The sequence below is a fragment of the Streptomyces sp. bgisy100 genome (assembly GCF_057709105.1).
The window spans coordinates 243972-267670 of the sequence record NZ_JBYITE010000003.1 but is presented as its reverse complement, the minus strand read 5'-3'; the positions used below and the strand labels follow the sequence as shown (position 1 = coordinate 267670).

Genomic DNA, 23699 nt, shown 5'->3' with positions numbered 1-23699 from the left:
CCCCCCCCCCCCCCCCCCCCCCCCCCCCCCCCCCCCCCACCAGGTCCAGGAGCGCATCGCACGCCTCAACGACATGGACGAGGGCCTGGACCGGATGATCCGGGCGCACGAGCAGGGCATCCTTCTGACAGCTGAACAACAGGCCGCCATCTTCGGCCCCGACTGGGAACCCGAAGGGGTCCTCCGCGCCCGGGAACGCTGGGGGGACACCCCGCAATGGGCCCAGTACGCCGAACGCGCCGCCACCCGCGGACCCGACGACTGGAAGGCCATCGCGCAGGCGAACACGGCGCTCGAAAGCGACCTCGCTCGAGCGATGCAGGACGGCGTCGTCCCCGGCAGCGCCGAAGCCGACCGGCTCGCGGAACGCCACCGGGAAGCCTTCGGTGCCTACTTCCACCTCACTCACGAGATGCAGGTCTGCCTCGGGCGCATGTACCGGGAGGATGCCGAGTTCACCGCCTACTACGACCGCGTTCACCCCGGACTCGCCGCTTGGCTCGGCCGCGTGATCGACGCCAACGCACAGGCCCACGGCATCGACCCGAGCACCGCTACCTGGCGCTGACGCCTGTATCGACGGAACCGGTGCCCAGTTGAGAGGGCCGGACGGTGGTGGTCTCCTCCTCCTGCATCGGCTGCACCTGCATCGTTCCCCTGCCTCGGCGCCGCGCGTCCGGTACAGCAGCTCACCGGAACCGTCGGGCCACCGCATGGAACGACTGCTTCGGCTCCCACTGCCCGGTCTCCGCGTAGCCGCGCCGTGTGCCGGTGGGGAAGGTCTTGACCAGGGCGAAGCTGGCGATGTCCAGGTCGTGGCGGCGCTGCGGCGAGTGGGGTGAGTCGGGGGCGATGAAGTTGTAGACGAACGCGCCGTGCACCCGCTCCGCCGCGTAGAGGTCCAGCAGCGCGCCGATCTCGTCCGCCTGTTCCCGCTCGTCCCGCACGTAGCCGTCCTTCACCACCGGAGGCTCCCGCTCCCAGTCCACCACGGAGTAGCCCATGCCGCCCTGCTCCCTGGCTCCCGTGAAGGTGCAGCAGCCGAACTCCGTGATGACGACGGGCTTGCGGTGCCGGTGCAGGGCGCGCACCTGGTCGGTGTAGCCGGCCCTGTTGTCCGCGGTCCGGTAGAGATTGCGCCCCAGGATGTCGAAGCCGTGCCAGTCGACCTCTTCCCACTCCCCGGAGCTGTACGTGACGCGGCCCCGGAACTGGGTCCGTACGGTCCGCACGGCCCGGCCCAGGAAGGTGTTCAGCCGCTGCTGGAATCCGGCCGACTCGGGACGGTGCAGCGCCCGGCCGCGCTCCAGGTAGTCCTTGCCCGGTACCAGGCCGGACATGAAGATGGTCAGCTCCGTGCCGACGGAGATGCCCACGCCCGGGTGGCGGGTGCGCAGTCGCTCGGCGGCGCGTGCCACCTTGCCGAGGAAGGCGAGGGTCTCCTCCGCGTCGCGGTCGAACTGCCGGGGCTCGAACCAGACGAACAGCCCGTGCGCGGCCGCGATCGAGGCGGCCTCCGTCAGCCGGTCGAGGTCGTGACCGAGCAGCATGATCGCGTTGCAGTGCAGCTGCTCGCGGATGGCCGCGATCTCCCGGCGGACGTACTCGGTTCGCCAGACGTCGCGGTCCGTGTCGAAGTTGAGCCCCTTGCAGGCGAGTCCCTTGTGGCCGCCTCCTTTGTGGGTGAGTGGGGAGACGGTCCGGGGCGACGCCGCCGTGCCGGAGGGCGCCGGACGGGCACGCGCGGGGTCGGCGGCGCAGGCGGTGGCGCCGGCGGTGGCGCCGGCGGTGGCCAGGGCCGCGGTGCCGGCGAGCAGGGTGCGGCGGGGGATCGGTGCTGAGGGCATGGAGGAGGTCATGGGGCCAGCCTGGGCGGGGTGTTGCCGGGGTCGCATCGGCCGACGGGCTCGGCTGCGTCGACGGAAGTCGGTGGCCCGCCCCACCTTCGGCGACCCGCCCCACCTTCGGCGACCGCGAGGCCGGGTGGACGAGGCCGGGGGCCGTGCGGTGGAGCTCCGCACGGCACGGTCGGTCCGCCGACCCCACGCCCGCCCCACGCCGGTGGCCCGGATGGCGAGCGCCCGTCGGCACACTCGCGGCGCCCAGGGCGGACATGACGGCGATCCGGTGATCCAGTGACGGGAAATACACAACGGCAAGGGTCGGCTGTTGTCCGTCTGTGTGCCGGGATGTCCGGTGCGGAAGAGCGCATGCTGTCCGTTTGATTTCCCTTTTGGGTGTGGGTGCGGCGGTGTGCTCCGTGTTGCCGATGACTCCGGCATGGGGTGATATTGAGTGAGCGAGGCGGATTGGGGTCGTCCTGGTTCACTCGACGACAACCCGTACCGGTTCGCATCGAGTTGGTGACCGATTCCGTCCCGTTTCCGTCCTGATTCCCTCCCCGGTGGCGGGTGGGATCGGCGGTCGGGTTCTTCGTCTACGTACGATTTCTCTGCCGTCCGGGCCTTTTCGTCGAACTGGTCCCCAGATTGCGGAAAACGTGCTCCTATTGCTGTCGGGGGCTAGTGGCGGAGGCGTCGCCGGAAGTCGGGAATCGGCCCGATTCATACGGGAGTCGTGCGTGCTGGGCGCGTTGAACCAAGTGCACCGTCACGTGCCGTTCACAAAACCGCGGTTGAGGAACCTGCACATCTCGTTCGCAGAAGGCGCACCCGAATCCCATGCGCCCTCGTGGGGGCGCCCGACGTGCCGCAGTTACGCGCTGGTATGTCCGGTGTCGCACCCCTGAAAAGGTGCCTCGCGGAGAGTTGAACGGTGAACCATGTGAAGGACTCGTCACCATCCGGTGATCAAAGCTGCACGTCAGGACGTTAAGGCCGTGCAACGTTCGCCGAAACAAGCCCTGTTCGGCTGGCAGGTGTGCCGGTCGCCGTGATTTCATCTTGCGAGACGCGGAAGTTGAGTAAATGGTTCCCGGGTTTCGGGTATCAAAGACGACCGTTGAACCGTCCGGATCGATTGTCGCCGAACCGGTCGGATCTCTTTCAAACACCCCAAAGCAAACGAAGGGAACGCAGGTCATGCGTAACGACTTCACCCCCCAGGTCGAGACCCGCGAGATTGCCGACGCCGACCTGGACAACATCTCCGGTGGCGTGCTCGGCCCGGTCGTCGCCGACACCGTTGGCACCGTTGACTCCGCTCTGCCGACCGTCGCCGGTGTGACCGGTCTGGCCACCGAGGTCACCGGTGTCAACACCGCCCCGGTCACCGGTCTCGCCGGTCTCTGAGGCTGATCGCCACCAGGCTGCACAGCCGAGGGCGACTCCCGGCCCCGGGGGTCTCTTGAATCCCTGAGGCCGTCGTGAACCCCGGAACTTCTGTTCCGGGGTTCACGGATGTCTTCGGCCGCACCCGGTGTGTCATGCGCAGTTTGCCATGGGCAGCAATCGAGGGCGGATCCGTCCGTCGATGGCTGTGTTACGGTCATGCACCGTTGTGCCTGATCGAGACGAATGCAGTTGAAGGAATAGTCCCGTGCAGTTCCGGCAAAAGGCGCTTTCCAAGCTGCAATCGCCTGAAGAGCTCGATGTGCCCGTGCGTTTCGCACGGCCCCAGGGGCGGCTCGTGCTGGCCGTCACCGTCGTCGTCATGGCCGTCGCCGGCTTCTGGGCCGTGACCGGCACCGTGTCCTCCAAGCTGAGCGCGCCCGGCATCCTCACCCACGCGGAGGGCAGTTACGTCCTCCAGAGCCCGGTGACCGGGCAGGTCACCGCCGTCCTCGCCAAAGAGGGACAGACCCTGCGGGCAGGGGCCCCCGTGCTCGCCGTCCGCACCCAGCAGGGCACCCGGGCGGTCCGCGCCGTGGCCCCGGGCCGGGTGACCTCCCTGGTGTCCAAGATCGGCTCCGTGGTGACCACCGGAACCGACGTCGCGACCGTGGAGCGGGTCTCCGACGCCAAGGACCCCCTGGTCGCCATGGTGTACGTCCAGGGCAGCAACGCCTCCACGGTCCCGGTCGGAGCGAAGGTGGACCTCACCGTCCAGTCCGTTCCCACCCAGCGGTTCGGCGTGCTCCGCGGCCGGGTCCTCGCCGTCGGACGGGTGCCGCAGACCCGGCGGCAGATCAGCGGCTTCCTCGGGGACAGTCAGCTCGGCGCTCAGTTCGCCGCCAAGGGCCACCCGGTCGCCGTCAAGGTCCGGCTCGAACGGTCCGCCGGAACGAAGTCCGGATACGCCTGGTCGTCGAAACAGGGGCCGCCGTACCCGATCGAATCCACCACCATGGTCAGCGGAGCCGTGCACCTCGACGAGCAGCGCCCCGTCGATTGGCTGCTGCCGTGACCACGCCCCAGGACACCTCCCGCACCGCGTCCCGGAACACCTCCGGCGCCGCGCCTCAGGACACCTCCGGTACCGCGCCCCGGAACACCTCCGGCGCCGCGCAGGACGCCCCCTCCACCGCCCCGCAGCCCGACCGCGGCAGGCGCCGGCCCGGCCCGAGCGGCGGCCGCCGCCGCCCGAAGCGGCCCGCCCCCGTGCCCAAGGGCACCCGGCAGAAGACCGTCCGCAGCCCCACCGTGCTGCAGATGGAGGCCGTCGAGTGCGGCGCCGCGTCCCTGGCCATGGTCCTCGGCCACTTCGGCCGCCACGTCCCGCTGGAGGAGCTGCGGATCGCCTGCGGCGTGTCCCGCGACGGCTCCCGGGCCAGCAACGTGCTCAAGGCGGCCCGCTCCTACGGCCTCCAGGCCAAGGGCATGCAGATGGAGCCCGCCGCGCTCGCCGAGGTGCGCGGGCCGGCCATCCTCTTCTGGGAGTTCAACCACTACGTCGTCTACGACGGCATGGGGCGGCGCCTCGGCCGTCGCGGGGTGCACATCAACGACCCCGGCAAGGGCCGCCGGTTCGTCCCCATGGAGGAGTTCGACTCCAGCTTCACCGGCGTCGTGCTCACCTTCGAGCCCGGCGACGGATTCCGCCGCGGCGGCCGCAAACCGGGCGTCATGGGCGCCATGCCCGCCCGGCTGCGCGGCACCTCGGGCACCATGCTGGCCGCGGTGATCGCCAGCTTCCTGCTGGTCGTCGTCGGCGCCGCGGTGCCCGCCCTCAGCCGGACCTACATCGACCTGTTCCTCTTCGGCCACCAGACGTCGCTGCTCGGCGTGCTCTTCGCGTCGATGGGGTCGGCCGTGGTCCTCACCGCCGTCCTCACCGGGCTCCAACAGGCGAACCTGCTGCGCGGGCGCATCATCTCGTCCACGCTGAGCAGCGCCCGGTTCCTGCGCCACCTGCTGAGACTGCCGGTCACCTTCTTCTCCCAGCGCAATCCGGCCGACCTCGTCCAGCGCCTCCAGTCCAACGACTCCGTCGCCGAGACCCTGGCGCGCGACCTCGCCGCCGCCGGCGTGGACGCCGTGGTCGTGGTCATGTACGCGTTCCTGCTCTGGGCCTACGATCCGCAGCTGACCGTCATCGGCATCCTGATCGCGCTGCTCAACGTGGTCGCGATGCGGGTGGTGATCCGCATCCGGGCCACCGGCACCCAGAAGCTGCGCGCGGACAGCGCCCGGCTCACCAACACCTCCTACAGCGGCCTCCAGCTCATCGAGACGATGAAGGCCACCGGCGGCGAGAACGGCTACTTCCGCCGCTGGGCCGGCCAGCACGCCACCACCCTGGACATCCAGCAGCGGCTCGGCGTCCCCAGCGCCGTACTGGCCGTCGTCGCCCCGACCCTCGCCACGCTCAACAGCGCCATGATCCTGCTGATCGGCGGGCTGCGGGCGGTGGAGGGACACATCTCCATCGGCCTGCTCGTCGCGTTCCAGGCGCTGGTGACCAGCTTCACCGCCCCCATCACCCGGCTGAACGGCGTGGCCGGGCGCATCCAGGACTTCGCCGCCGACGTCGCCCGCCTCAAGGACGTCGAGAACTTCCCGGTGGACTCGCTGTACACGCGGCGCGAGCCGGAGGCCAGCACCCGCCGGCTCAAGGGCCATGTGACGTTGGAGAACGTCACCTTCGGCTACAGCCCGCTGGACAAGCCGCTGCTCACCGACTTCTCGCTGTCGGTCGGCCCGGGACAGCAGGTCGCGCTCGTCGGCGGCTCCGGCAGCGGCAAGTCCACCGTCTCCCGGCTGATATCGGGCCTCTACAGCCCGTGGGAAGGGGCCATCCGCATCGACGGGCAGCGGCTGGAGGACCTCTCCCGCAGCGCGCTGTCCGCCTCGGTGTCCTTCGTCGACCAGGACGTGTTCCTCTTCGAGGGCACCGTCCGCGACAACGTGGCCCTGTGGGACCCGTCCATCCCGGACGAGGCCGTCACCGCCGCCCTCAAGGACGCGGCGCTGCACGAGGTGATCGCCCGGCGGCCCGGCGGTCTGCGCAGCCGGGTGGAGCAGGACGGCCGGAACTTCTCCGGCGGCCAGCGGCAGCGCCTGGAGATCGCCCGGGCCCTGGTGAGGCGGCCCAGCATCCTCGTCCTCGACGAGGTCACCAGCGCCCTGGACGCCGAGACCGAACAGGTCATCATCGACAACCTGCGGCGGCGGGGCTGCGCCTGCGTCGTCATCGCCCACCGGCTGAGCACCGTGCGCGACAGCGACGAGATCGTCGTGCTGGACCGCGGCGTCATCGTCGAGCGCGGCCGGCACGAGGACCTCGTCCTCGCCGGGGGACCGTACGCCGAGCTGGTCAAGGAGCATTGACGTGTCATCCGTGCACCACCCCGCCGCCACCGGCACCGGCGAGCCCGGCAGCGGTGCCGGCACCGGCACCGGCGGGTCCGGCGATGTGGTGGTCGACGCCCTCGGGGGCCTGGGCACCGCGGTCGACTGCGCCGGTGTGCGCAGCCTGTCGCTGGAGGGGCCGCACGTGCTGTGGCTGGTGGCCGACGGCGCGCTGGACCTGTTCGCCGTCGACGCCGGCCAGCAGGGCCACTGGCACTTCCTCGGCCGGCTCGGCACCGGCACCCTGCTGCTCGGCCCGGTCGAGGGCCCCCGGCACACCCTGGTCGGCCGGCCGCTGCGCGGCTGCGTACTGCGCCGGATCCAGCTCCGCGAACTCTTCCCCACCGAGTACGCCCCGGAGTACGGGAACGGGTACGGCACCGGGAACGGGTACGCGGCGCACGGCGGTTACGGGGCCGAGGCCGGCTACGGAGCCCACGGCGGGTACGGCAGCCCGGACGGTTACGGACACTCCGACGGCCACGGCACGCACTACGGCTACGGCACCGCGTACGGAGCGCCGGACGCCACCGGCTACGCCGACCCCTGGTCCCAGGGACCCACGGCCCTCTCCGCGCTGGACGACGCCTTCGCCCGCGGCGTGGGGCGCAGCCTGCGCGTGCTCCTCGAAGCACCCCTCGACGGGCAGCTCGCCCCCGGAGCCGGCGCGCCCGGACCCGACTCCGACGAGGCACCGGCCGCGGCCGTGGAGACCGTGTACGGCTCGGCCGACGACGACATCCTGTGGATGCCCGTCGCGCCCGGCAGCGTGCAGTACGGCGCCGCCTACAGCACCGACGCCGCCGCCGACCTGCTCATCGACGGCGCCCTGTGGCAGCAGATGGTCAACCAGCTCTCCCGGCTGCTGTTCGCGCTGGACGGCTGGATCGAGCAGCTCGAACGCGCCCACGAGGACCGGACGGCCGCGGGCATCGAGGCCGGCGAGACCGTACGCGCCCAGGCCGACCAGGCGCTGCTGGCCTCCATGAACCGTTCGCGGCGGGGCCGGTCGGGCCCGGCCGCCGGAACCGACGACGCCACCCTGGAGGTCTGCCGCAAGGTGGCGGCCGCGGCCGGCATCACCGTCAGCGAGCCCTCCGGCGGCGGATCGCTCAACGACCGGCTCAACCCGGTCGAACGCATCGCCCTCAGCTCACGCTTCCGCACCCGCGTCATCAAGCTCGACGGGCGCTGGTGGCGGGAGAACATCGGCCCCCTGGTCGGCCACCGCGCCGACACCGGCGAGCCGGTCGCGCTGCTCTGGCGCCGCGGCCGGTACGAGGCCGTGGAGGCGACCAGCGGCGAGCGGACGCGCCTGGGCAAGGCGGAGGCCGCCGGCTTCGAGCCCCGCGCCGTGATGTTCTACCGGCCGCTGCCGGAACAGGGGATGCCCGCCTGGCGGCTGCTGCTGTTCAGCCTCCGCGGCACCCGGCTGGACCTGCGCAACCTCGTGCTGGGCGGCCTCGTCGCGGTCGGCCTCGGCGCGCTGGTCCCCATCGCCACCGGCACCGTGCTAGGCACCTATGTGCCGAACGCCGAGAACAGCCTCATCGTCCAGACCTCCCTGGCCCTGGTGGCCACCTCCCTGGTCTCGGCCGCCTTCATGCTGCTGCAGAACACCTCCATCCTGCGCATGGAAGGGCGCATCGAGGCCACCCTGCAACCCGCCATCTGGGACCGGCTGCTGCGCCTCCCGACGCGGTTCTTCGCCGAGCGGTCCACCGGGGAACTGGCCAGCGCGGCCATGGGGATCAGCACCATCCGGCGGGTGCTCTCCGGGATCAGCTCGATCGCCGTGCAGTCCGGGACGGTCGGCGCGGTCAACCTCGTCCTGCTGCTCTGCTACAGCGTCCCGCTGGCCCTGACCGCGATCGGCATGCTGATCGTGATCGCCGCGGTGTTCCTCGCCATGGGACTGTGGCAACTGCGCTGGCAGCGACGGCTGATCGAGCTCAACAACAAGCTCAACAACCAGGCGTTCCAGACCCTGCGCGGACTGCCCAAACTGCGGGTCGCCGCGGCCGAGAGCTTCGCCTACGCGGCCTGGGCCCGCGAGTTCGCCCGCAGCCGGGAACTCCAGCAGCGGGTCGGCCGGATCAAGAACCTCATCACCGTCGTCAACGCCGTCTACCTGCCGCTCTGCACCCTCATCATGTTCGTGCTGCTCGCCGGCCCGGCCCGGGGATCGCTGTCGACCAGCGGGTTCCTCACCTTCAACACCGCGTTGACGATGCTGCTGACCTCCGTCAACCAGCTCACCGGCGCGCTGCTCTCGGCCGCCGCCGTGCTCCCGATGTTCGAGCAGATCAAGCCGGTGCTGGACGAGGTCCCCGAGGTCCGCGGCGGCAGCACCCAGCCCGGCGAGCTGACCGGCGGCATCGAGGCCCGCGGGCTGTCCTTCCGGTACAGCGACGACGGCCCGCTGGTCCTCGACGACGTCTCCTTCCGGGTGCGGCCCGGCGAGTTCGTGGCGATCGTCGGCGCCAGCGGCTGCGGCAAGTCGACCCTGCTGCGGCTGCTCATCGGCTTCGACCGGCCCACCGCGGGCGACGTCCTCTACGACGGCCAGGACCTCTCCGCGCTGGACCAGTCGGCGGTGCGACGGCAGTGCGGTGTCGTGCTGCAGAACTCCCAGCCGTTCACCGGCTCCATCCTGGACTGCATCTGCGGCGCCGAGATGTTCTCGCTGGAAGAGGCCTGGGACGCCGCGGAGATGGCCGGCCTGGCCGAGGACATCAAGGCGATGCCGATGGGCATGCACACCGTCCTCTCGGACGGGGGCGGCACCGTCTCCGGCGGCCAGCGGCAGCGGCTGATGATCGCTCAGGCGCTGATCCGCCGCCCGCGTATCCTGTTCTTCGACGAAGCGACCAGCGCGCTGGACAACGAGACCCAGCGCGTGGTGAGCGAGAGCACCGGCAAACTGCGCTCCACCCGGGTCGTCATCGCCCACCGGCTGTCCACGGTCATGGACGCCGACCGGGTGATCGTCATGTCGGACGGCCGGGTCGTGCAGGAGGGGGCGCCCGCGGACCTGCTCGCCGATACGGGCGGCATGTTCCGCGAGCTCGTCCGCCGCCAGATCCAGTGACCCGCTCGTCCGCCGCCCGATGACGCACGCCGTCGGCCGCCGGAACCGGCGGACCGCGGCCGGACAGGAGCAGGAGCGCCGCGCTGTGACACCGGACGCCGGAACGCCTCGTGGGGAGGCCAGGACCCCGGACCAGGGTGTCCGCCAGGACGCCGCCGAGGCGCAACGCGTCCCCGGAGCCCCCGACTTCGGGGTGCGGCGCACGCTCGCCCGTACCGCAGGGGGCAAGGCGGTCGACGTCTACCGCCCCGGCCCCGGAGCGCCGGACCCTGGCCCCACCGCACTGCTCTGGCACGGCATCGGACCGGACGAGCGCGACGTCCTCGGGCCGCTGGCCGCCACCGTGGCACGGGCGGGGCTGCGGGTGTGCGTCCCCGACTGGCGTTCCGACGCCCCCGACGGCGGGCGCTCCCACCTGCTGGACTCCCTGGCCTTCGCCCGGGACTTCGCCACCGGCCACGGCGGCGGCACCGAACGGTTCGTGCTGGCGGGCTGGTCGGCGGGCGCCCCGGCCGCCATGGGCGTCGCCCTGCACCCCGGAACGGCCGACGGCCCGCGCCCCACGGCCGTCGTCGGCATCGGCTCCCGCTACGACCGCCCGGCCCGCACCACCGGCACCGTCCCGCTGGAGGACATCACCGCCACGGAGGGCTCGCCCGGGCCGGTGCCGCCCGTGCCGGAGTCGCCGGTGCTGGTGCCGCCCGTGCCGGTGTCGCGCGTCCCGGTACCGCCCGTCCCGGTGTGGCTCGTGCACGGCACACGGGACACGGTCATGGGGAGCGAGCACACGGACGCCTTCGCCGCGGCCCTGGAGGCGCGCGGTTGGCCCGTCCGCCGGGAGGAAGCGGCCACCGACCACGCGGGCGTCGTCATGGCCGAGTACGACCCGGCGCAGGACCGCTGCGTCCCCGCACGGGCCGGGCACGCGATCAGGGGCGGTCTGCTCACCGCGTCGGTGCTCCTGCGGGCGGCCGGGCTGCTGGGGCAGGGGGAGGGGCAGGGCTTCGGGCCGGGCCCGGCGTGACACCGGGCCCGGGGTCCGGCGTGTTGCGTGCCGGACCCCGGGCCGCCCTTCCGGCGCGTGGGCCTTCGGCCGGACCCGGAGCCCCCCACGGCCCCCGGGTCCGGCCCGGGCTACGGGCTCGCGGCCTGTGATGTGGTCCGCCGAACCCGAATCCGAACCCGCCCGCCACGCACGTCGTGTCAGCTGGTCCCCAGGTCACCGGGGACGGCTTCCTGCAGCGACGTGTGCCAGTTGGTGACGACCGGCCTGTCGACCGTCATGCTGCCGGTGGACAGGCTGACCGGGTCGGCCTGGTCGTCCCCGGACACCTTGACGATGATGCTGTCGAGTTCCTTGCCGTAGTCGTTGTCGGTGGTCTTGGGGTTCACCCCGGCATAGGCGACGGTGCCGCCGCTCAGCTTCACCTGCTCGGTGAGCGCCTGCTCGGCCGGTCCCGCCTCGGTGCCGTCGGACCCGAACGCCACCACCGGATGATGACCCGGAAGCGTGCAGGTGATGCCCGGCTTGGCCTTCACCGAGAGGAGGGTGTAGCCACCGGCCTGGGTCTTCGACGTGGCGGTCCAGGACAGGTCGTTGGCGCCGCAGACCTGCCCGTAGCCGTCCTTGTCACCGCCCCCGCTGCCGCGCGCGACGGACCCACTGCCGTTGTCACCGGACTTGCTGCCGCCGTCACCGGACTTGCCGCCCGTCGGGCCCGAGCCGTTCCGTCCGGAGTCCTTCGTCTCGGGGGCCTTCGCCCCGGAGCCTGCCGGAGCCGAGCCATCCGCCCCGGAGCCCTTCGACGACGCGGCCGCGGACGACGACGAAGAGCTGCCCGCGTCGTCCTTGCCGCCATCGCCCTGACAGGCGGTCAGCGAGAGCGCGGCGGCGGCGGCCACGGCCACGAGGCCGGTGGTACGGAACGGGCGGGTACGGCGAGCTGTCTTCACAAGGTCCCCCATGGGTGTCGGATACGGCCCGGCCGCCCACTCCCGCAGGCGCCCGGCCGGACTCGTGGTAGGTCGGCAATCTCGGCCACACTGCGATCGCGGGTGACCGAGGCTTGTTCACGACGTTCTGTGCAAGGCATGTCACCGTTCGGCGCAGGGCCCGCCGAGGCGCCGGACCGCCGCGAGCCGGTGGCGGACACGACGGCGAGGGCGGGCAGCGCGAAGGGGGACGTGGGACGGGCGGTGGACGCCTCAATCCTGCGGCGCGGCGCCCCCGTTCCGGATCAGCCGTCCAGCCGACCCGGACGGCCCGTCGGCGGCCCCGTATCGGCCGAAAGTCGGAGGTGGCGGGCGGCGGGGCGGCGGCGTGGCCGTAACGTGAGACAGCGTGATCCCCGCTCTTCCCCCCAGCTCTCCTCTCCGCCGGGCGCTGTCGGCCGTGGCGGCCGTCCTGGTGTTCGCCCTGCTCGTCGCCGAGGGGGCGGCCACGGGGTATGTGCCCACGGCCGTCGCGACCTTCGTCACGGGGGCCCTGTGCGTGGGGGCGCTCGTCGTCCCGGTCGGCCGCTTCCCGATGACTGCAGCCGTCGCCGTGGCGGCGTCCGGCGCGCTGTCCGTCGTCACCATGCAGCTCACCCACCGGCCGGAGGTCACGCCGGGGGCGGCGGAGCTGACGGCGCTGCTGCTGCTCGTGGCCCGTGCCGTACGGACGGCACGCCCGGCGTCCGCGGCGGCCCTGTCGGCCGCGGGCGGACTGGCCGCCGGGCTGCTGCCGCTGCGGCTGCCGCGCGCGGAGTACGTCAACCTGACCGAGTTCGGCGAAGCCGTGATCTTCTTCTCGCTGGTGCTTGCGGTCCTGCTCGGCCTCCTTCTGCGGCTGCTCGACACCGTACGCGCCCGCGAGCGCGAGGCGGACCGGCAGGCGCAGCGGCTGGAGTACGCGCGGGAGCTGCACGACTTCGTGGCGCACCACGTCACGGCGATGGTCGCGCAGACCAAGGCGGTGCGGTACGCCTCAGCGCTGGGTCACGCGCCCGCACCCGACGACCTCGACCGGATGCTGGCGGGTATCGAGCGCGCGGGGTCCCAGGCGATCGAGTCGATGCGCGACATGGTCTCGGTGCTCCGCGCGCCCGGTGAGGGCCCGGCCGCCGCACGCCCGGCCGGAGACCTGGACGGGGAACTGCGCGGCCTCACCGAGGAGTTCACCGCCGCGGGCCCGGCCACCGCCGAGGTGTCCCTCGCCCCCGAGCTGACGGGCGCGGGGTACGGGCTCCGTCCCGAACTGACCACGGCCGCACACCGGGTGGTGCGGGAGGCGCTGACCAACATCCGCAAGCACGGCGAGGGGGTGCGGTGGGTGACCGTGGACGTACGGCCGTCGCCCGCCGGGACGCTCACCGTGACCGTCACGGACGACGGCCGCGCGCCGGCCCACGCCACGGCGGCGGGGGCGGCGCGGGCCGCCGGGAAGGCAGCGACGGCGGACGGCAGCGGGGCGTCCGGCCGGTCGGGCTTCGGGCTGACGGGGCTGGCCGAGCGCGTCGGGGCGCTGGGCGGAACCTTCACGGCGGGCCCGCGCGAGGACGGCACGACGGGATGGCGGGTCGCGGCCGAACTGCCTCTGGAATCATGGAAACCGTGAAGGGGAAGACGATCCGCGTGCTGCTCGCGGACGACCAGGAGATGGTCAGGGCGGCCTTCCGGATGATCCTCGACGCCCAGCCCGACATCGAGGTCGTCGCGGAGGCCGCCGACGGCGCGACGGCGGTGGCCGAGGCGCGCCGCCTGCGCCCCGACGTCTGTCTTCTCGACATCCGCATGCCGGAGCTGGACGGTCTGGAGGCCACCCGGCGGCTCGCCGGTCCCGGGGCACGGCACCCGCTGAACGTGCTGATCGCCACCACCTTCGACCTCGACGAGTACGTCTACCGGGCGCTGCGCAACGGGGCCTGCGGGTTCCTGCTGAAGGACGGCTCCCCCGCCCTGCTCGCCGAGGCCGTGCGCGCGGCGGCGCACGGCGAGTCGATGATCTCCCCGTCGGTCACGGTGCGCCTCCTCCGCCACATGACGCCGCCCGCCGCCTCCGCGCCCGCGAAGGCCACCGCGCCGGTTCCCCCGCCCGTGAGCGGGCCCGTCGATCCGCTGACGGATCGGGAGTTGCAGGTCGTACGGCGCGTGGCGCGCGGGCGGACGAACGAGGAGGTCGCGGCGGAGCTGTACGTCACCCTGTCGACGGTGAAGACACACCTGGGCAACGTGCAGCGCAAGCTGGACGCCCGCAACCGCGTCGAGATCGCCGCGTGGGCGTGGGAGTCGGGCCTCGTCGGCTAGTACTCCAGTCGGAAAACGCCGCCTGACCTGGCCCTTCTTCGGTAGCGGCAGTGCCGGGCGGTGGCTTGGTGGCGTCCGCGCAGGGGACGTGGGACGGCACATCACCAAACGCGCCCTATGACCGGTGTCCGGTACGTCGCACCGGCGGCGGCGCAGGCGGGGCCGGACGGGGAGGACGGGCAGGGCGTCGCGCCGGCCGCGGGGGCAGTGGCGGTGGCGGTTGCGGGGTCCGTCGGGCCGCCCGGGGCGGCCGTCGAGGCGACTCCTCCGCGGAGTCGTCGGCGAGCCGGGACGCCACGACGGAGTCGATCCGCAGGTCGCGATAGTCCACCGCGGTCCCGACGCGGTCCGGCAGACGGGAGCGCACGCTCCGCGACACCGATGCCCGGCCCGGGCTGCCGTGGAAGCGCACCTCGACATCCGGCACCGCGCCGAACCGCAGCCGACGGGCCCGGACCGAGGCGAGCAGCGCGAGATCCCAGGTGTCCGGGTCCGAACCGGCTGTGCGGGCACGGCCGTTCACGATTCCCGCTCCCGTTCCTGAGCCTGCGCAATGTGCACCAGTTGCTCCTGCCTCTTGCGACTACTCCTGCTCTTGCGACTACTCCCGCTCCTCATGCTCCGGTGACTACTCCCGCTGCGCCTGCCACTACTCCTGCTCCTCCTCGCGCTCCCGCTTGCGGCTCGTGCGGCGCTCGGCCTTGCCGCGGGTCGTCCGGGTGGTGCGCCGGCCGGAGTCGTCCGGTTCCGCCGCCGCCGAAGGGGCCCGCCGGCTCTTCTTGCGCTCCGACCGGGCGGCTCCGCCGGACTTCTTCGTGCCCGCGGTCCCGGCCGTCTTCTTGGCCGCAGCCTTCCGGGCGCCGGACTCGCTCTTACCTCCGGCCGTCTTCTTGGCGCCGGCCTTCTTCTTGGTTTCGGTGGCCTTCTTGCTGTCGGCCGCCTTCTTCGTGCGGGTGGCGTTCGCCGTCCGGCTCGCCGCCCCGGTGGCCCGGTCACCGGCCTTTTCCACCGTCCGGCCCGCCGCTCCGCCCGCGCCGCGTCCGACCGCTCCGGCCGTCTCCCCGGCGCCCCGGCCGACGTCCTGCACGGTGTCCCCGGCGCCGCGTCCCACGTCCTCGACCGCTTCGCCCGTTCCCTGCCCCACGTCCTCGACGGCTTCTCCGGCGCCCCGGCCGACGCCCTCCACGGCCTCGCCCGCTCCGCGTCCCACGCCCTCGACCGCTTCGCCCGCTCCCCGCCCGATGCCCTCGACGGCTTCTCCGGCGCCCCGGCCGACGCCTTCGACGGCCTCGCCCGCGCCCTGCCCCACGTCCTCGACCGCTTCGCCCGCTCCCCGTCCGACGTCCTCGACGGCTTCCCCCGCACCGCGGCCGAGTTCGCCCACGGCTCTGCTCGTGCCCGTGCCGACCTCCTGGACCGCGGAGCCCACCCCGCGCGTGATCTGCTCCAGGATCTCCGGGTGCTGATCGATCGTCTGCAGCACCCGGTCGATGATCCCCGCGACATGACCGAGCCGGACCTTCAGCAGCGCCTGCGCCTCCACGCCCTTGATGCCGAGGTGAACGCGGCCGAGCGCTACATCCGCGCCGACATGGAGCTTCAGCAGATCGAGCACTTCGGCCTGGAGCGAGACCCGGGCGGTGAGGTTCTCCACCTCCAGCTCGATCTCGTCGACCTTGACCACCGGGACGTCGAGCAGCACGTCCGGCTCCTCCTCGGTCTCCGGGAGGTCCTCGTAGCTCTCGTCCGTGCCCTCGGCGTCCTCGCCCATCCTGCCGTCCTCCGGCGTTGTGGCCCGCTCGCGGCGCTCGCTTCCGGGCGCCGGCTCCGCTGGCCGGCTCTCCCCTCTTGCCAGGGTAAAGGCGACAAAACGCCCGGCAAGGCGGGCGAACGCACGGTGACGGGCTGGGTGCATACCGCCAGAAAGGGCCGGTCGGGCAGGGGTGGCGGCGGTCCATCACCTTATTCGCATGCTTGTCCGATTGTGTCGTACGATCATGGTTCGCTTCGACGAGGGCACGTCATCCACTGACGTGGCTCTCCTCTGTGGGGGGAAACCAGACCATGCATGTGCGCAGAACATTCGGCGCTCTTGCGGGGGGTGCCGCGCTGGCCCTGCTGCCGCTGACCCCGGCGCAGGCCGAACCGGCCGAACCGCCCGTTCCCGTACCGGCCCCGGCCCCGCCGGTTCCCGTACCGGCCCCTGCCGGTGCCGACGCCCGCGCCTCCGCGCACCCCGACGCTCCCGCCTCGGCGCTCCCCGACGCCCGCGCCTCGGCGCACGCCGATGCCTACTGGACGTCGGCCCGCATGCGCGCTGCCCGGCCCGTGGCGGAGGACCGGCAGCTCAACGGGGCGGCACCCGCGCGGACTTCGAAAGCCGGCGGGCAGCGGGCCGCCCGGTCGCCGGGCAAGCCCTTCGAGGGGCTGCCGATGACCGGCACCTTCTTCTGGCAGGACGGCACGGACACCGGGCGCTTCTGCAGCGGCAGTGTCGTGACCAGCCCGGGCAAGAACCTGGTCATGAGCGCCGGTCACTGCTTCGACGGCAAGGAGGCGCGGAGGAACCTGACGTTCGTGCCCCAGTACAACAACGGGGCCAAGCCGCACGGCGCGTTCGCGGTCGACCCCGGACGGATCTACGTCGACAAGCGGTACCTGTCGAAGGGGCCGGACAAGGCGGCCGACCTGGACTTCGCCTTCCTCCGGCTGGAGCCGCGGGCCGGGAAGAACGTGCAGGACGTCGTCGGCAGCGTCGACCTGATGACCGACCCGGGTTACGCCCACGACCCGGTCCGGCTGACCGGCTATCCCGCCAACCGCACCGGCCCGCTGGACTGTTGGGACCGGACGACGCGGTACGACAGTACCGATCCCAAGATCCCCGGCAGCTTCCTCCGGATCGAGTGCGACGGGTACAGCGGCGGCACGTCCGGCGGCCCGTTCCTGGTCCGGAAGGGCGAGGGCTGGGGCCTCATCGGCGTCATCGGCGGCTGGAAGACCGGGGGCGACAAGGCGGACGTCTCCTACGGCTCCTACCTGGACGCGGATGCCAGGGCGCTCTACGAGGCCGCGGTGGCGGGCAAGCCGCCGGCCGGGCGCGGAGTGCTGGGGACGGCCGGGACCTGGAAGCACGCCGACGTGCTGGCCGGCGGGCACTTCGCCGGCGGCAACCCGGGCGGCGAGGACTACGCCGACCTCCTGGTGCGCTGGTCCGACGGCGAGCTGAGCATCTACCGCGGATCCGGCGACGGCGCCGGCACCTTCGACAAGGAGTTCCGGGTCCTCGGCCCCAACGGCACCTGGAAGAACGCCGTTTCCGTGACGGCGGGCGACTTCACCGGGACCGGCCGGGACGACGACCTGCTGGTCCGCTGGGTCGACGGTGAGGTGACGCTGTACCCGGACGTGGACGAGAAGGGCCTCCACGGAGAGGTCCAGCTGCAGAAGCCGGGCGCCCGCTGGAAGCACGCCGCCTCGATCACCGCCGGGCGCTATACCACGACCGACGACCGGGCGAACGACCTCCTCGTCCGCTGGTCCGACGGCACCGTCACGCTCTTCACCGACGTCGACCGTCAGGGGTTCCACGAAGAGAAGAAGCTCTCGCCGCCCAGCGGTACCTGGAAGAACGCCGCGACGCTCACCTCCGGCGACTTCACCGGCACCGGACAGCACGACCTGATGGTGCGCTGGACCGACGGGGAGCTGACCCTCTACCCGGACCTCGACCAGGACGGATTCCACGGGGAGAAGCAGCTCAGGGCCCCGGGCGAACCGTGGAAGCAGGCCACCGTGCTCGCCGCCGGTGACTACACCGGCAACCACCGGCCGGACGACATCCTCATCCGGTGGTCCGACGGCGCTCTCACGCTCCACCCGGACGCGGGGGAGAGCGGCGGCAGCCGGGACCTCGTCCTGGTGCCCCACCCGGCGGCCTGATCCGGCGGTCCGGCGGAACGGCCGGTCCCTGAGCGACGGAGGAGCGCGCTCCGGGGCCGGCTCATCCGTATCCTCCGTTGTCCGACGGGCTGCTGCGGGTGCCGCGGGGGCTCGTCGGACATGCCCGGCGTCCCGGGCCCCTGTGGCAGCCCCCGTCCCAGCCCCCGTCCCGGGTCCCATCGCGACGCCCGTCGCGGACCCCGTCGCGCACCCCCGGGTGTGCCGCGCCCGGCCCTGCCGAAGGCTCCGTCCGCCCTCCGGCCCGGCGCCGGTGACCCAGCGCGAGCGCGCACCCCGGACGGTCATCGTGCCCCGTCGGGGCGTTGTCGCGCCGCGTCGGGAAGGCGGGCCGGACGCCACGGGCCGCCCGGTATGAGGTGCATCATGGGAGTGATGCGCCAGCCAGTCCGGGAGGGACGCATTCGTGATCGACGGGATCGACGGGATCGACGGGATCGACGAGTTCGACGAGACGGACAGCGGTGGCCTGCGGCTCGACCGGGCGGGACAGGCCGAGGCCTTCGATGCCATCGGCGACCGCTACGACGAGGCCTTCCCGCACAAGGACGGACAGGTCGCCGCCGTCGAGTGGCTGATCCGGTCCCTGCCCGCCGGGGCCCGGGTGCTGGATCTCGGCTGCGGCACCGGGCTGCCGACGGCCCGGCAGCTGACCGACGCCGGGTTCGACGTCGTCGGCATCGACCTCGCCGGCGGGATGGTCGGGCTCGCCCGGCAGCACGTGCCCGCCGCCACCTTCCACCAGCTCGACATCGCCGACCTGAGCCCCGACGGCCCGCGGGACCTGGGCCGGTTCGATGCCGTCGCGGCGTTCTTCTCCCTGCTGATGCTGCCCAGGGCCGAGATCCCCCTGGCCCTGGACACGGTCCACCACGTGCTGGTCCCGGACGGACTGTTCGTCCTCTCGATGGTGGAGGCCGATGTGGACAACTTCTCGATCCCGTTCCTCGGGCACGTCATCCGCGTGTCCGGCTATCTCCGGGACGACCTGCGCACGGTCGTCGAGGAGGCGGCATTCGAGATCGTCGACGAAACCTCCTACACCTATGCCCCCTCCGTCTCGGACGTGCCGCCCGAGGAGCAGATCTTCCTCACCTGCAAGCGGCTCGGCTGAGAGGGCCTCCGCCCCGCCGCGGTCCGCAGCAGCCGGACGGAACGACAACGAACAACGCGACGAACAGCGGAACAGCGCGACCACACGAAATGCGGAACGACTCCCCAAGCGGAGAACCAGTAGCGGACAACCGGTAACAGACAACCAGTAGCGGAACGACGCGAGTGATGGAGCCCCCGACCCCCCACGAAGCACCCGGCGGACCGGGCCCCGGAGCCGACGGACCTGTCGGCGCCCCGGGGCGGGGGAGCGGTACGGCAGCGCCCCCCGGCACCCACGAACAACCGTCCCGGTCCCCGTCCCCACCGCAGCCCCGGCCGCTCGCGCCGGACGGCCGTGCGGACAGCGAGCAGCCCGGCCGGGGGCGACGGGCCGCCGTGGTCCCGGGCGACGAGGCGCTGCCCCCGGCACCGGCCACCGGGGCTCCCGTGGCCGCTCATCTGCCGGACCCGGCGGAGCCCGCCGCTGCACAGCAGACCGACCGCCTCCGCTACCTGCAGACCGCGACCCGGCAGATCGCCCGCGGCGTCGACGTGGGCGAGACGCTGTGCGAGCTGTGCCGGGCCGCGATCCCCGTCTTCGCCGACGCGATCCTCGTCCACCTCCGCGAGCCGCTGCCCGTCGGCGATGCGCCCGCGGGAACCCCGCTCGCACTGCGGCTGTACTGCATCGCCGAAGGGCCGGAGGAGCCGGTCACCGACGTACGTCCCGGCACCTCCGGGTTCTCCGGCCTCACCGTCACCGACCCGCTCGCCGGGACGCTGCTGGACGGCCAGGCGGTGTTCGGCGACGCCCCGGAGCTCCGGTCCACCGCCGCCGACCTGCTGGAACCGGTGACGAGCGTGCCGGAGACACCGCTGGACCGGCGGCTGATCGTCGCCCCGCTGCTCGGCCCCCGCCACCTCATGGGCACCGTCGTCCTGCTCCGCGTCCCCGACCGGGCGGCCTTCACCGAGGACGATCTGCTCGTCGCCTCCCAGCTCGCCGCCCACTCGGCGTTCGGGGTCGACAAGGCGGTGGTCTACGGGCGCGAGGCCTCCGTCGCGGACGCGCTCCAGCTCACCATGCTGCCCTCGTCCCTCCCCAGCACCACCGGCGTCCGACTGGCCAGCCGCTACCTGCCCGCCGCGGAGACCGCGCAGGTCGGCGGCGACTGGTACGACGCGATCCCGCTGCCCGGCAACCGGGTCGCCCTCGTCGTCGGGGACGTCATGGGCCACTCCATGACCTCCGCCGCGATCATGGGCCAGCTGCGCACCACCGTGCAGACCCTCGCCGGGCTCGACCTGCCGCCGGACGAGGTCCTGCACCACCTCGACGAGCAGGCACAGCGGCTCGGCACCGAGCACATGGCGACCTGTCTCTACGCGATCTACGACCCCATCTCGCACCGGCTGCTCGTGGCCGACGCCGGCCATCCGCCGCCGGTGCTGCTGCACCCGGACGGCACCGGCGAGGTGCTCCAGGTGCCGCCGGGCGCGCCGATCGGCGTCGGCGGTGTGCCCTTCGAGTCGGTGGAGATGCCCGCCCCCACCGGCGCGACCCTGGTGCTCTACACCGACGGCCTCGTCGAGTCCCGGGAACGGGATGTGTCGACCGGGGTGGAACTGCTGCGCGCCCGGCTGCACGCCGCCGCCCAGGCCGTCCCGCAGCCCCCGCTGGAATCGCTCTGCGACGAGGTCCTGGACATCACGGGACCCGGGGCGCGGGACGACGACGTGGCCCTGCTCGCCGCCCGGTTCGACGGCTTCCCGCCGCTCAACGTCGCGTACTGGTTCCTCGGCCCGCACGCGCGGACCCCCGGCCGCGCACGGGAGCTGACCCGGCGGGTGCTGGAGCGCTGGGGCCTGGAATCCATGCTGGACACCACCGAGCTGATGGTCAGCGAAGTGGTGACGAACGCCGTCCGGTACGCCTCCCGGCCGATCGCCCTGCGCCTGCTCCGCACCGATGTGCTCCGCTGCGAAGTGGGCGACGACTCCCCGCAGGTCCCCCGGATGCGGCGGGCCCTGGCGGGGGACGAGGGCGGGCGCGGCCTGTTCCTCGTCGACCAGCTGGCGCGGCGCTGGGGAGCGACCCGGCTCAGCACCGGCAAAGTCGTCTGGTTCGAACAGCCCATCCCCGAGGAGCAACGCAGGGGCGGCTCGGAGGCGGCGTGACGGGTCCGGGCCAACTCCCTTGACCGGCGGCTCCCGTGACTGCTCCGGGCCGGTCGTGGCCCTGTGCTCGGACGGGACGTCCAAGCATGTCCCGCCCGACCCCGGAGCGAAGCCCGATCACTCCTGACGCACCGTCACGTCCATGATTGCAGAAGGTGGTTCGGTTCCTTCGGCCCGTCCCGTCCCCATGTACGGGCCGGGCCCCGCGGCCCCACCAAGCCGCCGGACCCGCCCCTCCGTGGTTCCAGGCCTCAGGCCTCCAGGGCCGCCCGGGCCGCCGGCAGCGCCCGCTCGCGGTCCTCGGACACCAGGCCGATCCGGGTGCGGCGGTCCAGGACGTCGCTCTCGTCCAGCGCCCCCTCGTGCCGGACGGCCCACCGGAGTTCGGCCCCGGTGACGCCCGCGGCGACGGGCTCCAGCAGCGCGGGGTCGTCCGCCGCGTCGGCGAGGACGGCCTCCGCCTCGCTGCCGTACCGGGCGACCAGGCGCGCCGGTGCGGACGACGCGGCCAGCCGGCCGGGGGAGGCGGCGCCGATCAGCGGCAGGGCCTGGGTCCGGCACGGGCCCGCCGCGAGGCCGGCCTGCGCCATGCCCGCGTCGACGGCGTCCTCGGCCATCGCCCGGTAGGTGGTGAGCTTCCCGCCCACCGCGGTGATGACCCCGGAGGGCGCGGTGAGGACGGCGTGCCGGCGGGACAGGTCGGCGCTGCGGCCGCCGCCGGAGTCCAGCAGCGGGCGCAGTCCCGCGAACGCGCCGATGACCTGCTCGCGGCGCAGCGGCGTCGCAAGCGCCCGGGAGAGCACGCCCAGCAGGAAGTCGATGTCCTCGCCGGGGGCTTCGGGAACGTCGGGCACCGGGGTGTCGAGCGGCTCGTCGGTGAGGCCCGCGTAGACCCGGCCGTCGGACTGCGGCAGGGCGAAGACGAAGCGGTTGGACTCGCCGGGGACGGGCACGGTCAGCGCGGCCGTCGGGTGGCCGAGCGCCGACGCGGGGAGCACCACATGGGTGCCGCGGCTGGGCCGCAGCCGTACGCCCGGGGCGAGGGTGTCGGCCCAGACGCCGGTGGCGTTGATCACGCAGCGGGCCCGTATCTCCAGCTTCTCCCCGGAGAGTTCGTCCCGCAGGACGGCGGCCCGCCCGTCGAGCTCCACCGCGCCGCACCGGGTGAGGACGTGCGCGCCGTGCGCGGCGGCCGTGCGGGCGAGGGCCACCACCAGCCGTGCGTCGTCGGTGAGTTGACCGTCGTAGGAGAGCTGTCCGCCGCGCAGCCCGGCCGGGCGCAGGGCGGGCGCGAGCGCCAGGGTGAGCGCCGCGGAGATGCTGCGGGAGGCGGGCAGGTTCCGCGCCCCGGCGCCGGCCGACAGGCGCAGCGCGTCGCCGAGCAGGAAGCCGGTGCGGGTGGTCGCCGCCCGGAGCCGGCCGGTGTCCCGGTGGACCGGGAGCACCATGGGCAGGGCGCGGACCAGGTGCGGGGCGGTGCGGCTCATCAGCAGGCCGCGCTCGCGGGCGCTCTCGTAGGCGATGCCGACATCGCCGGTGGCCAGATAGCGCAGTCCGCCGTGGACCAGCTTCGAGCTCCAGCGGCTGGTGCCGAACGCCAGGTCGTGCTTCTCGGCGAGGACCACGCTCAGGCCCCGGGACGCGGCGTCCAGCGCGATCCCGGTGCCGGTGACACCCCCGCCGACGACCAGTACGTCGACGGTGGGCCGGTCGCCGAGCAGGTCCAGGGACCGCGCCCGCCGCGCCGCGTTGAGCGAGCCGGGACGGTCGGCGGGGCTGTGGGCGGGGCTGCGGGTCATCGCGAGGCCTCCAGCGGTTGCAGGTATCCGTCCAGGAGCCGCCGCAGCCCGGCGAGCAGCCGGTCGTCGGACAGGGTGTCCTCGACCAGGCGCCGGGAGGTGGTGACGGACTGGACGGTCAGAAGCACGAACCGGGCGAACTCGTCGGCGTCGCCCTCTCGTACGGAGCCGTCGGCCTGCCCGGCCTCGATCTCCGCGCGGAGCAGCTCCAGCGCCGCGAGCTGACTGGAGCCGAGCCGGTGGAACACGTACGTCGCCAGCACATCCGTCTCGGTCTCCACGAAACGGTTGAACAGCGGGTGCCCCCAGAGCGCTTCGACGGTGCCGGTGCACTGGCCGGTCAGCCGCTCCCGGGCCCGGGCGTCGGGGGAGGGGGGAGTGCACGCCGCGATGACCGCCCGCAGCTCGCGGGTGAGCAGATCACCGACTAGCGAGGAGATGTCGGGCCAGTGCCGGTACACCGTCGGGCGGCTGACGCCGGCGCGGCGGGCGACATCGGTGAGCGTGGTGCGGCGCACTCCGTAGGCCTCGATGCACTGCCGGGCCGCATCGAGGATGGCGTCCTCTCTTTTACGCATTGACGTCATGTGTAACACTGTA

The 23699-nt window shown here is 73.0% G+C and carries 16 protein-coding genes; 11 read left to right on the top strand and 5 right to left on the bottom strand.

The window, feature by feature from the left end; genetic code table 11:
- Positions 1 to 73: 73 nt before the first annotated feature.
- Positions 74 to 568 carry a TipAS antibiotic-recognition domain-containing protein gene (locus tag AC3EQ1_RS04025; protein WP_432092824.1) on the top strand — a complete coding sequence of 165 codons (495 nt, stop codon included), beginning with the start codon at positions 74 to 76 and terminating at the stop codon, positions 566 to 568.
- 121 nt (positions 569 to 689) lie between these two features.
- On the opposite strand, the gene AC3EQ1_RS04020 is transcribed toward AC3EQ1_RS04025, so the two are convergent.
- Positions 690 to 1859: a glycoside hydrolase family 113 protein gene (locus AC3EQ1_RS04020; protein ID WP_432092823.1), complete on the bottom strand. Its 1170-nt coding sequence runs from the start codon at positions 1857 to 1859 to the stop codon at positions 690 to 692.
- 1182 nt (positions 1860 to 3041) lie between these two features.
- Between AC3EQ1_RS04020 and AC3EQ1_RS04015 the strand changes: the two genes are divergently transcribed.
- The 5 genes from AC3EQ1_RS04015 (at position 3042) to AC3EQ1_RS03995 (ending at position 10804) form a co-directional block, all read left to right on the top strand.
- Positions 3042 to 3251, top strand: coding sequence for a type A2 lantipeptide (locus AC3EQ1_RS04015; protein ID WP_432092822.1), 210 nt, complete (start codon positions 3042 to 3044; stop codon positions 3249 to 3251).
- Between the two features lie 247 nt (positions 3252 to 3498).
- The gene (locus AC3EQ1_RS04010) at positions 3499 to 4305 is read left to right on the top strand and encodes an HlyD family efflux transporter periplasmic adaptor subunit (protein WP_432092821.1); all 807 of its coding nucleotides are present in this window, start codon (positions 3499 to 3501) and stop codon (positions 4303 to 4305) included.
- 245 nt (positions 4306 to 4550) lie between these two features.
- Positions 4551 to 6668 (top strand): NHLP family bacteriocin export ABC transporter peptidase/permease/ATPase subunit, encoded by a 2118-nt coding sequence (locus tag AC3EQ1_RS04005; RefSeq protein WP_432092838.1) that lies wholly within the window; start codon positions 4551 to 4553, stop codon positions 6666 to 6668.
- A gap of 199 nt (positions 6669 to 6867) precedes the next feature.
- The gene (locus AC3EQ1_RS04000) at positions 6868 to 9780 is read left to right on the top strand and encodes an NHLP bacteriocin export ABC transporter permease/ATPase subunit (RefSeq protein ID WP_432092837.1); all 2913 of its coding nucleotides are present in this window, start codon (positions 6868 to 6870) and stop codon (positions 9778 to 9780) included.
- An 85-nt stretch (positions 9781 to 9865) separates the two neighbouring features.
- On the top strand, positions 9866 to 10804 hold the full coding sequence (locus AC3EQ1_RS03995) for an alpha/beta hydrolase family protein (RefSeq protein ID WP_432092820.1): 939 nt from the start codon (positions 9866 to 9868) through the stop codon (positions 10802 to 10804).
- 179 nt (positions 10805 to 10983) lie between these two features.
- Here the strand turns inward: AC3EQ1_RS03995 and AC3EQ1_RS03990 are convergent, their stop codons facing one another.
- Positions 10984 to 11745: a DUF4232 domain-containing protein gene (locus AC3EQ1_RS03990; protein WP_432092819.1), complete on the bottom strand. Its 762-nt coding sequence runs from the start codon at positions 11743 to 11745 to the stop codon at positions 10984 to 10986.
- Between the two features lie 376 nt (positions 11746 to 12121).
- On the opposite strand from AC3EQ1_RS03990, the gene AC3EQ1_RS03985 reads away from it, so the two are divergent.
- Both AC3EQ1_RS03985 and AC3EQ1_RS03980 read left to right on the top strand, forming a co-directional pair.
- Positions 12122 to 13378, top strand: coding sequence for a sensor histidine kinase (locus tag AC3EQ1_RS03985; RefSeq protein ID WP_432092818.1), 1257 nt, complete (start codon positions 12122 to 12124; stop codon positions 13376 to 13378).
- A gap of 41 nt (positions 13379 to 13419) precedes the next feature.
- Positions 13420 to 14067, top strand: coding sequence for a response regulator (locus AC3EQ1_RS03980; RefSeq protein WP_432092836.1), 648 nt, complete (start codon positions 13420 to 13422; stop codon positions 14065 to 14067).
- A gap of 649 nt (positions 14068 to 14716) precedes the next feature.
- Here AC3EQ1_RS03980 and AC3EQ1_RS03975 read toward each other — a convergent pair.
- Complete coding sequence (locus tag AC3EQ1_RS03975) at positions 14717 to 15838, bottom strand: hypothetical protein (RefSeq protein ID WP_432092817.1); 1122 nt, start codon at positions 15836 to 15838, stop codon at positions 14717 to 14719.
- Between the two features lie 293 nt (positions 15839 to 16131).
- Between AC3EQ1_RS03975 and AC3EQ1_RS03970 the strand changes: the two genes are divergently transcribed.
- The 3 genes from AC3EQ1_RS03970 to AC3EQ1_RS03960 all read left to right on the top strand — a co-directional run bounded on the left by AC3EQ1_RS03970 (position 16132) and on the right by AC3EQ1_RS03960 (position 21300).
- Positions 16132 to 18009, top strand: coding sequence for a trypsin-like serine peptidase (locus AC3EQ1_RS03970; protein ID WP_432092816.1), 1878 nt, complete (start codon positions 16132 to 16134; stop codon positions 18007 to 18009).
- A 454-nt stretch (positions 18010 to 18463) separates the two neighbouring features.
- On the top strand, positions 18464 to 19141 hold the full coding sequence (locus AC3EQ1_RS03965; protein ID WP_432092835.1) for a class I SAM-dependent DNA methyltransferase: 678 nt from the start codon (positions 18464 to 18466) through the stop codon (positions 19139 to 19141).
- 167 nt (positions 19142 to 19308) lie between these two features.
- Positions 19309 to 21300, top strand: coding sequence for a SpoIIE family protein phosphatase (locus tag AC3EQ1_RS03960; RefSeq protein WP_432092815.1), 1992 nt, complete (start codon positions 19309 to 19311; stop codon positions 21298 to 21300).
- Between the two features lie 251 nt (positions 21301 to 21551).
- On the opposite strand, the gene AC3EQ1_RS03955 is transcribed toward AC3EQ1_RS03960, so the two are convergent.
- Both AC3EQ1_RS03955 and AC3EQ1_RS03950 read right to left on the bottom strand, forming a co-directional pair.
- The gene (locus AC3EQ1_RS03955) at positions 21552 to 23099 is read right to left on the bottom strand and encodes a glycerol-3-phosphate dehydrogenase/oxidase (protein ID WP_432092814.1); all 1548 of its coding nucleotides are present in this window, start codon (positions 23097 to 23099) and stop codon (positions 21552 to 21554) included.
- On the bottom strand, positions 23096 to 23686 hold the full coding sequence (locus AC3EQ1_RS03950; RefSeq protein WP_432092813.1) for a TetR/AcrR family transcriptional regulator: 591 nt from the start codon (positions 23684 to 23686) through the stop codon (positions 23096 to 23098). The genes AC3EQ1_RS03955 and AC3EQ1_RS03950 overlap by 4 nt, the downstream gene beginning before the upstream one ends.
- Positions 23687 to 23699: the final 13 nt, after the last annotated feature.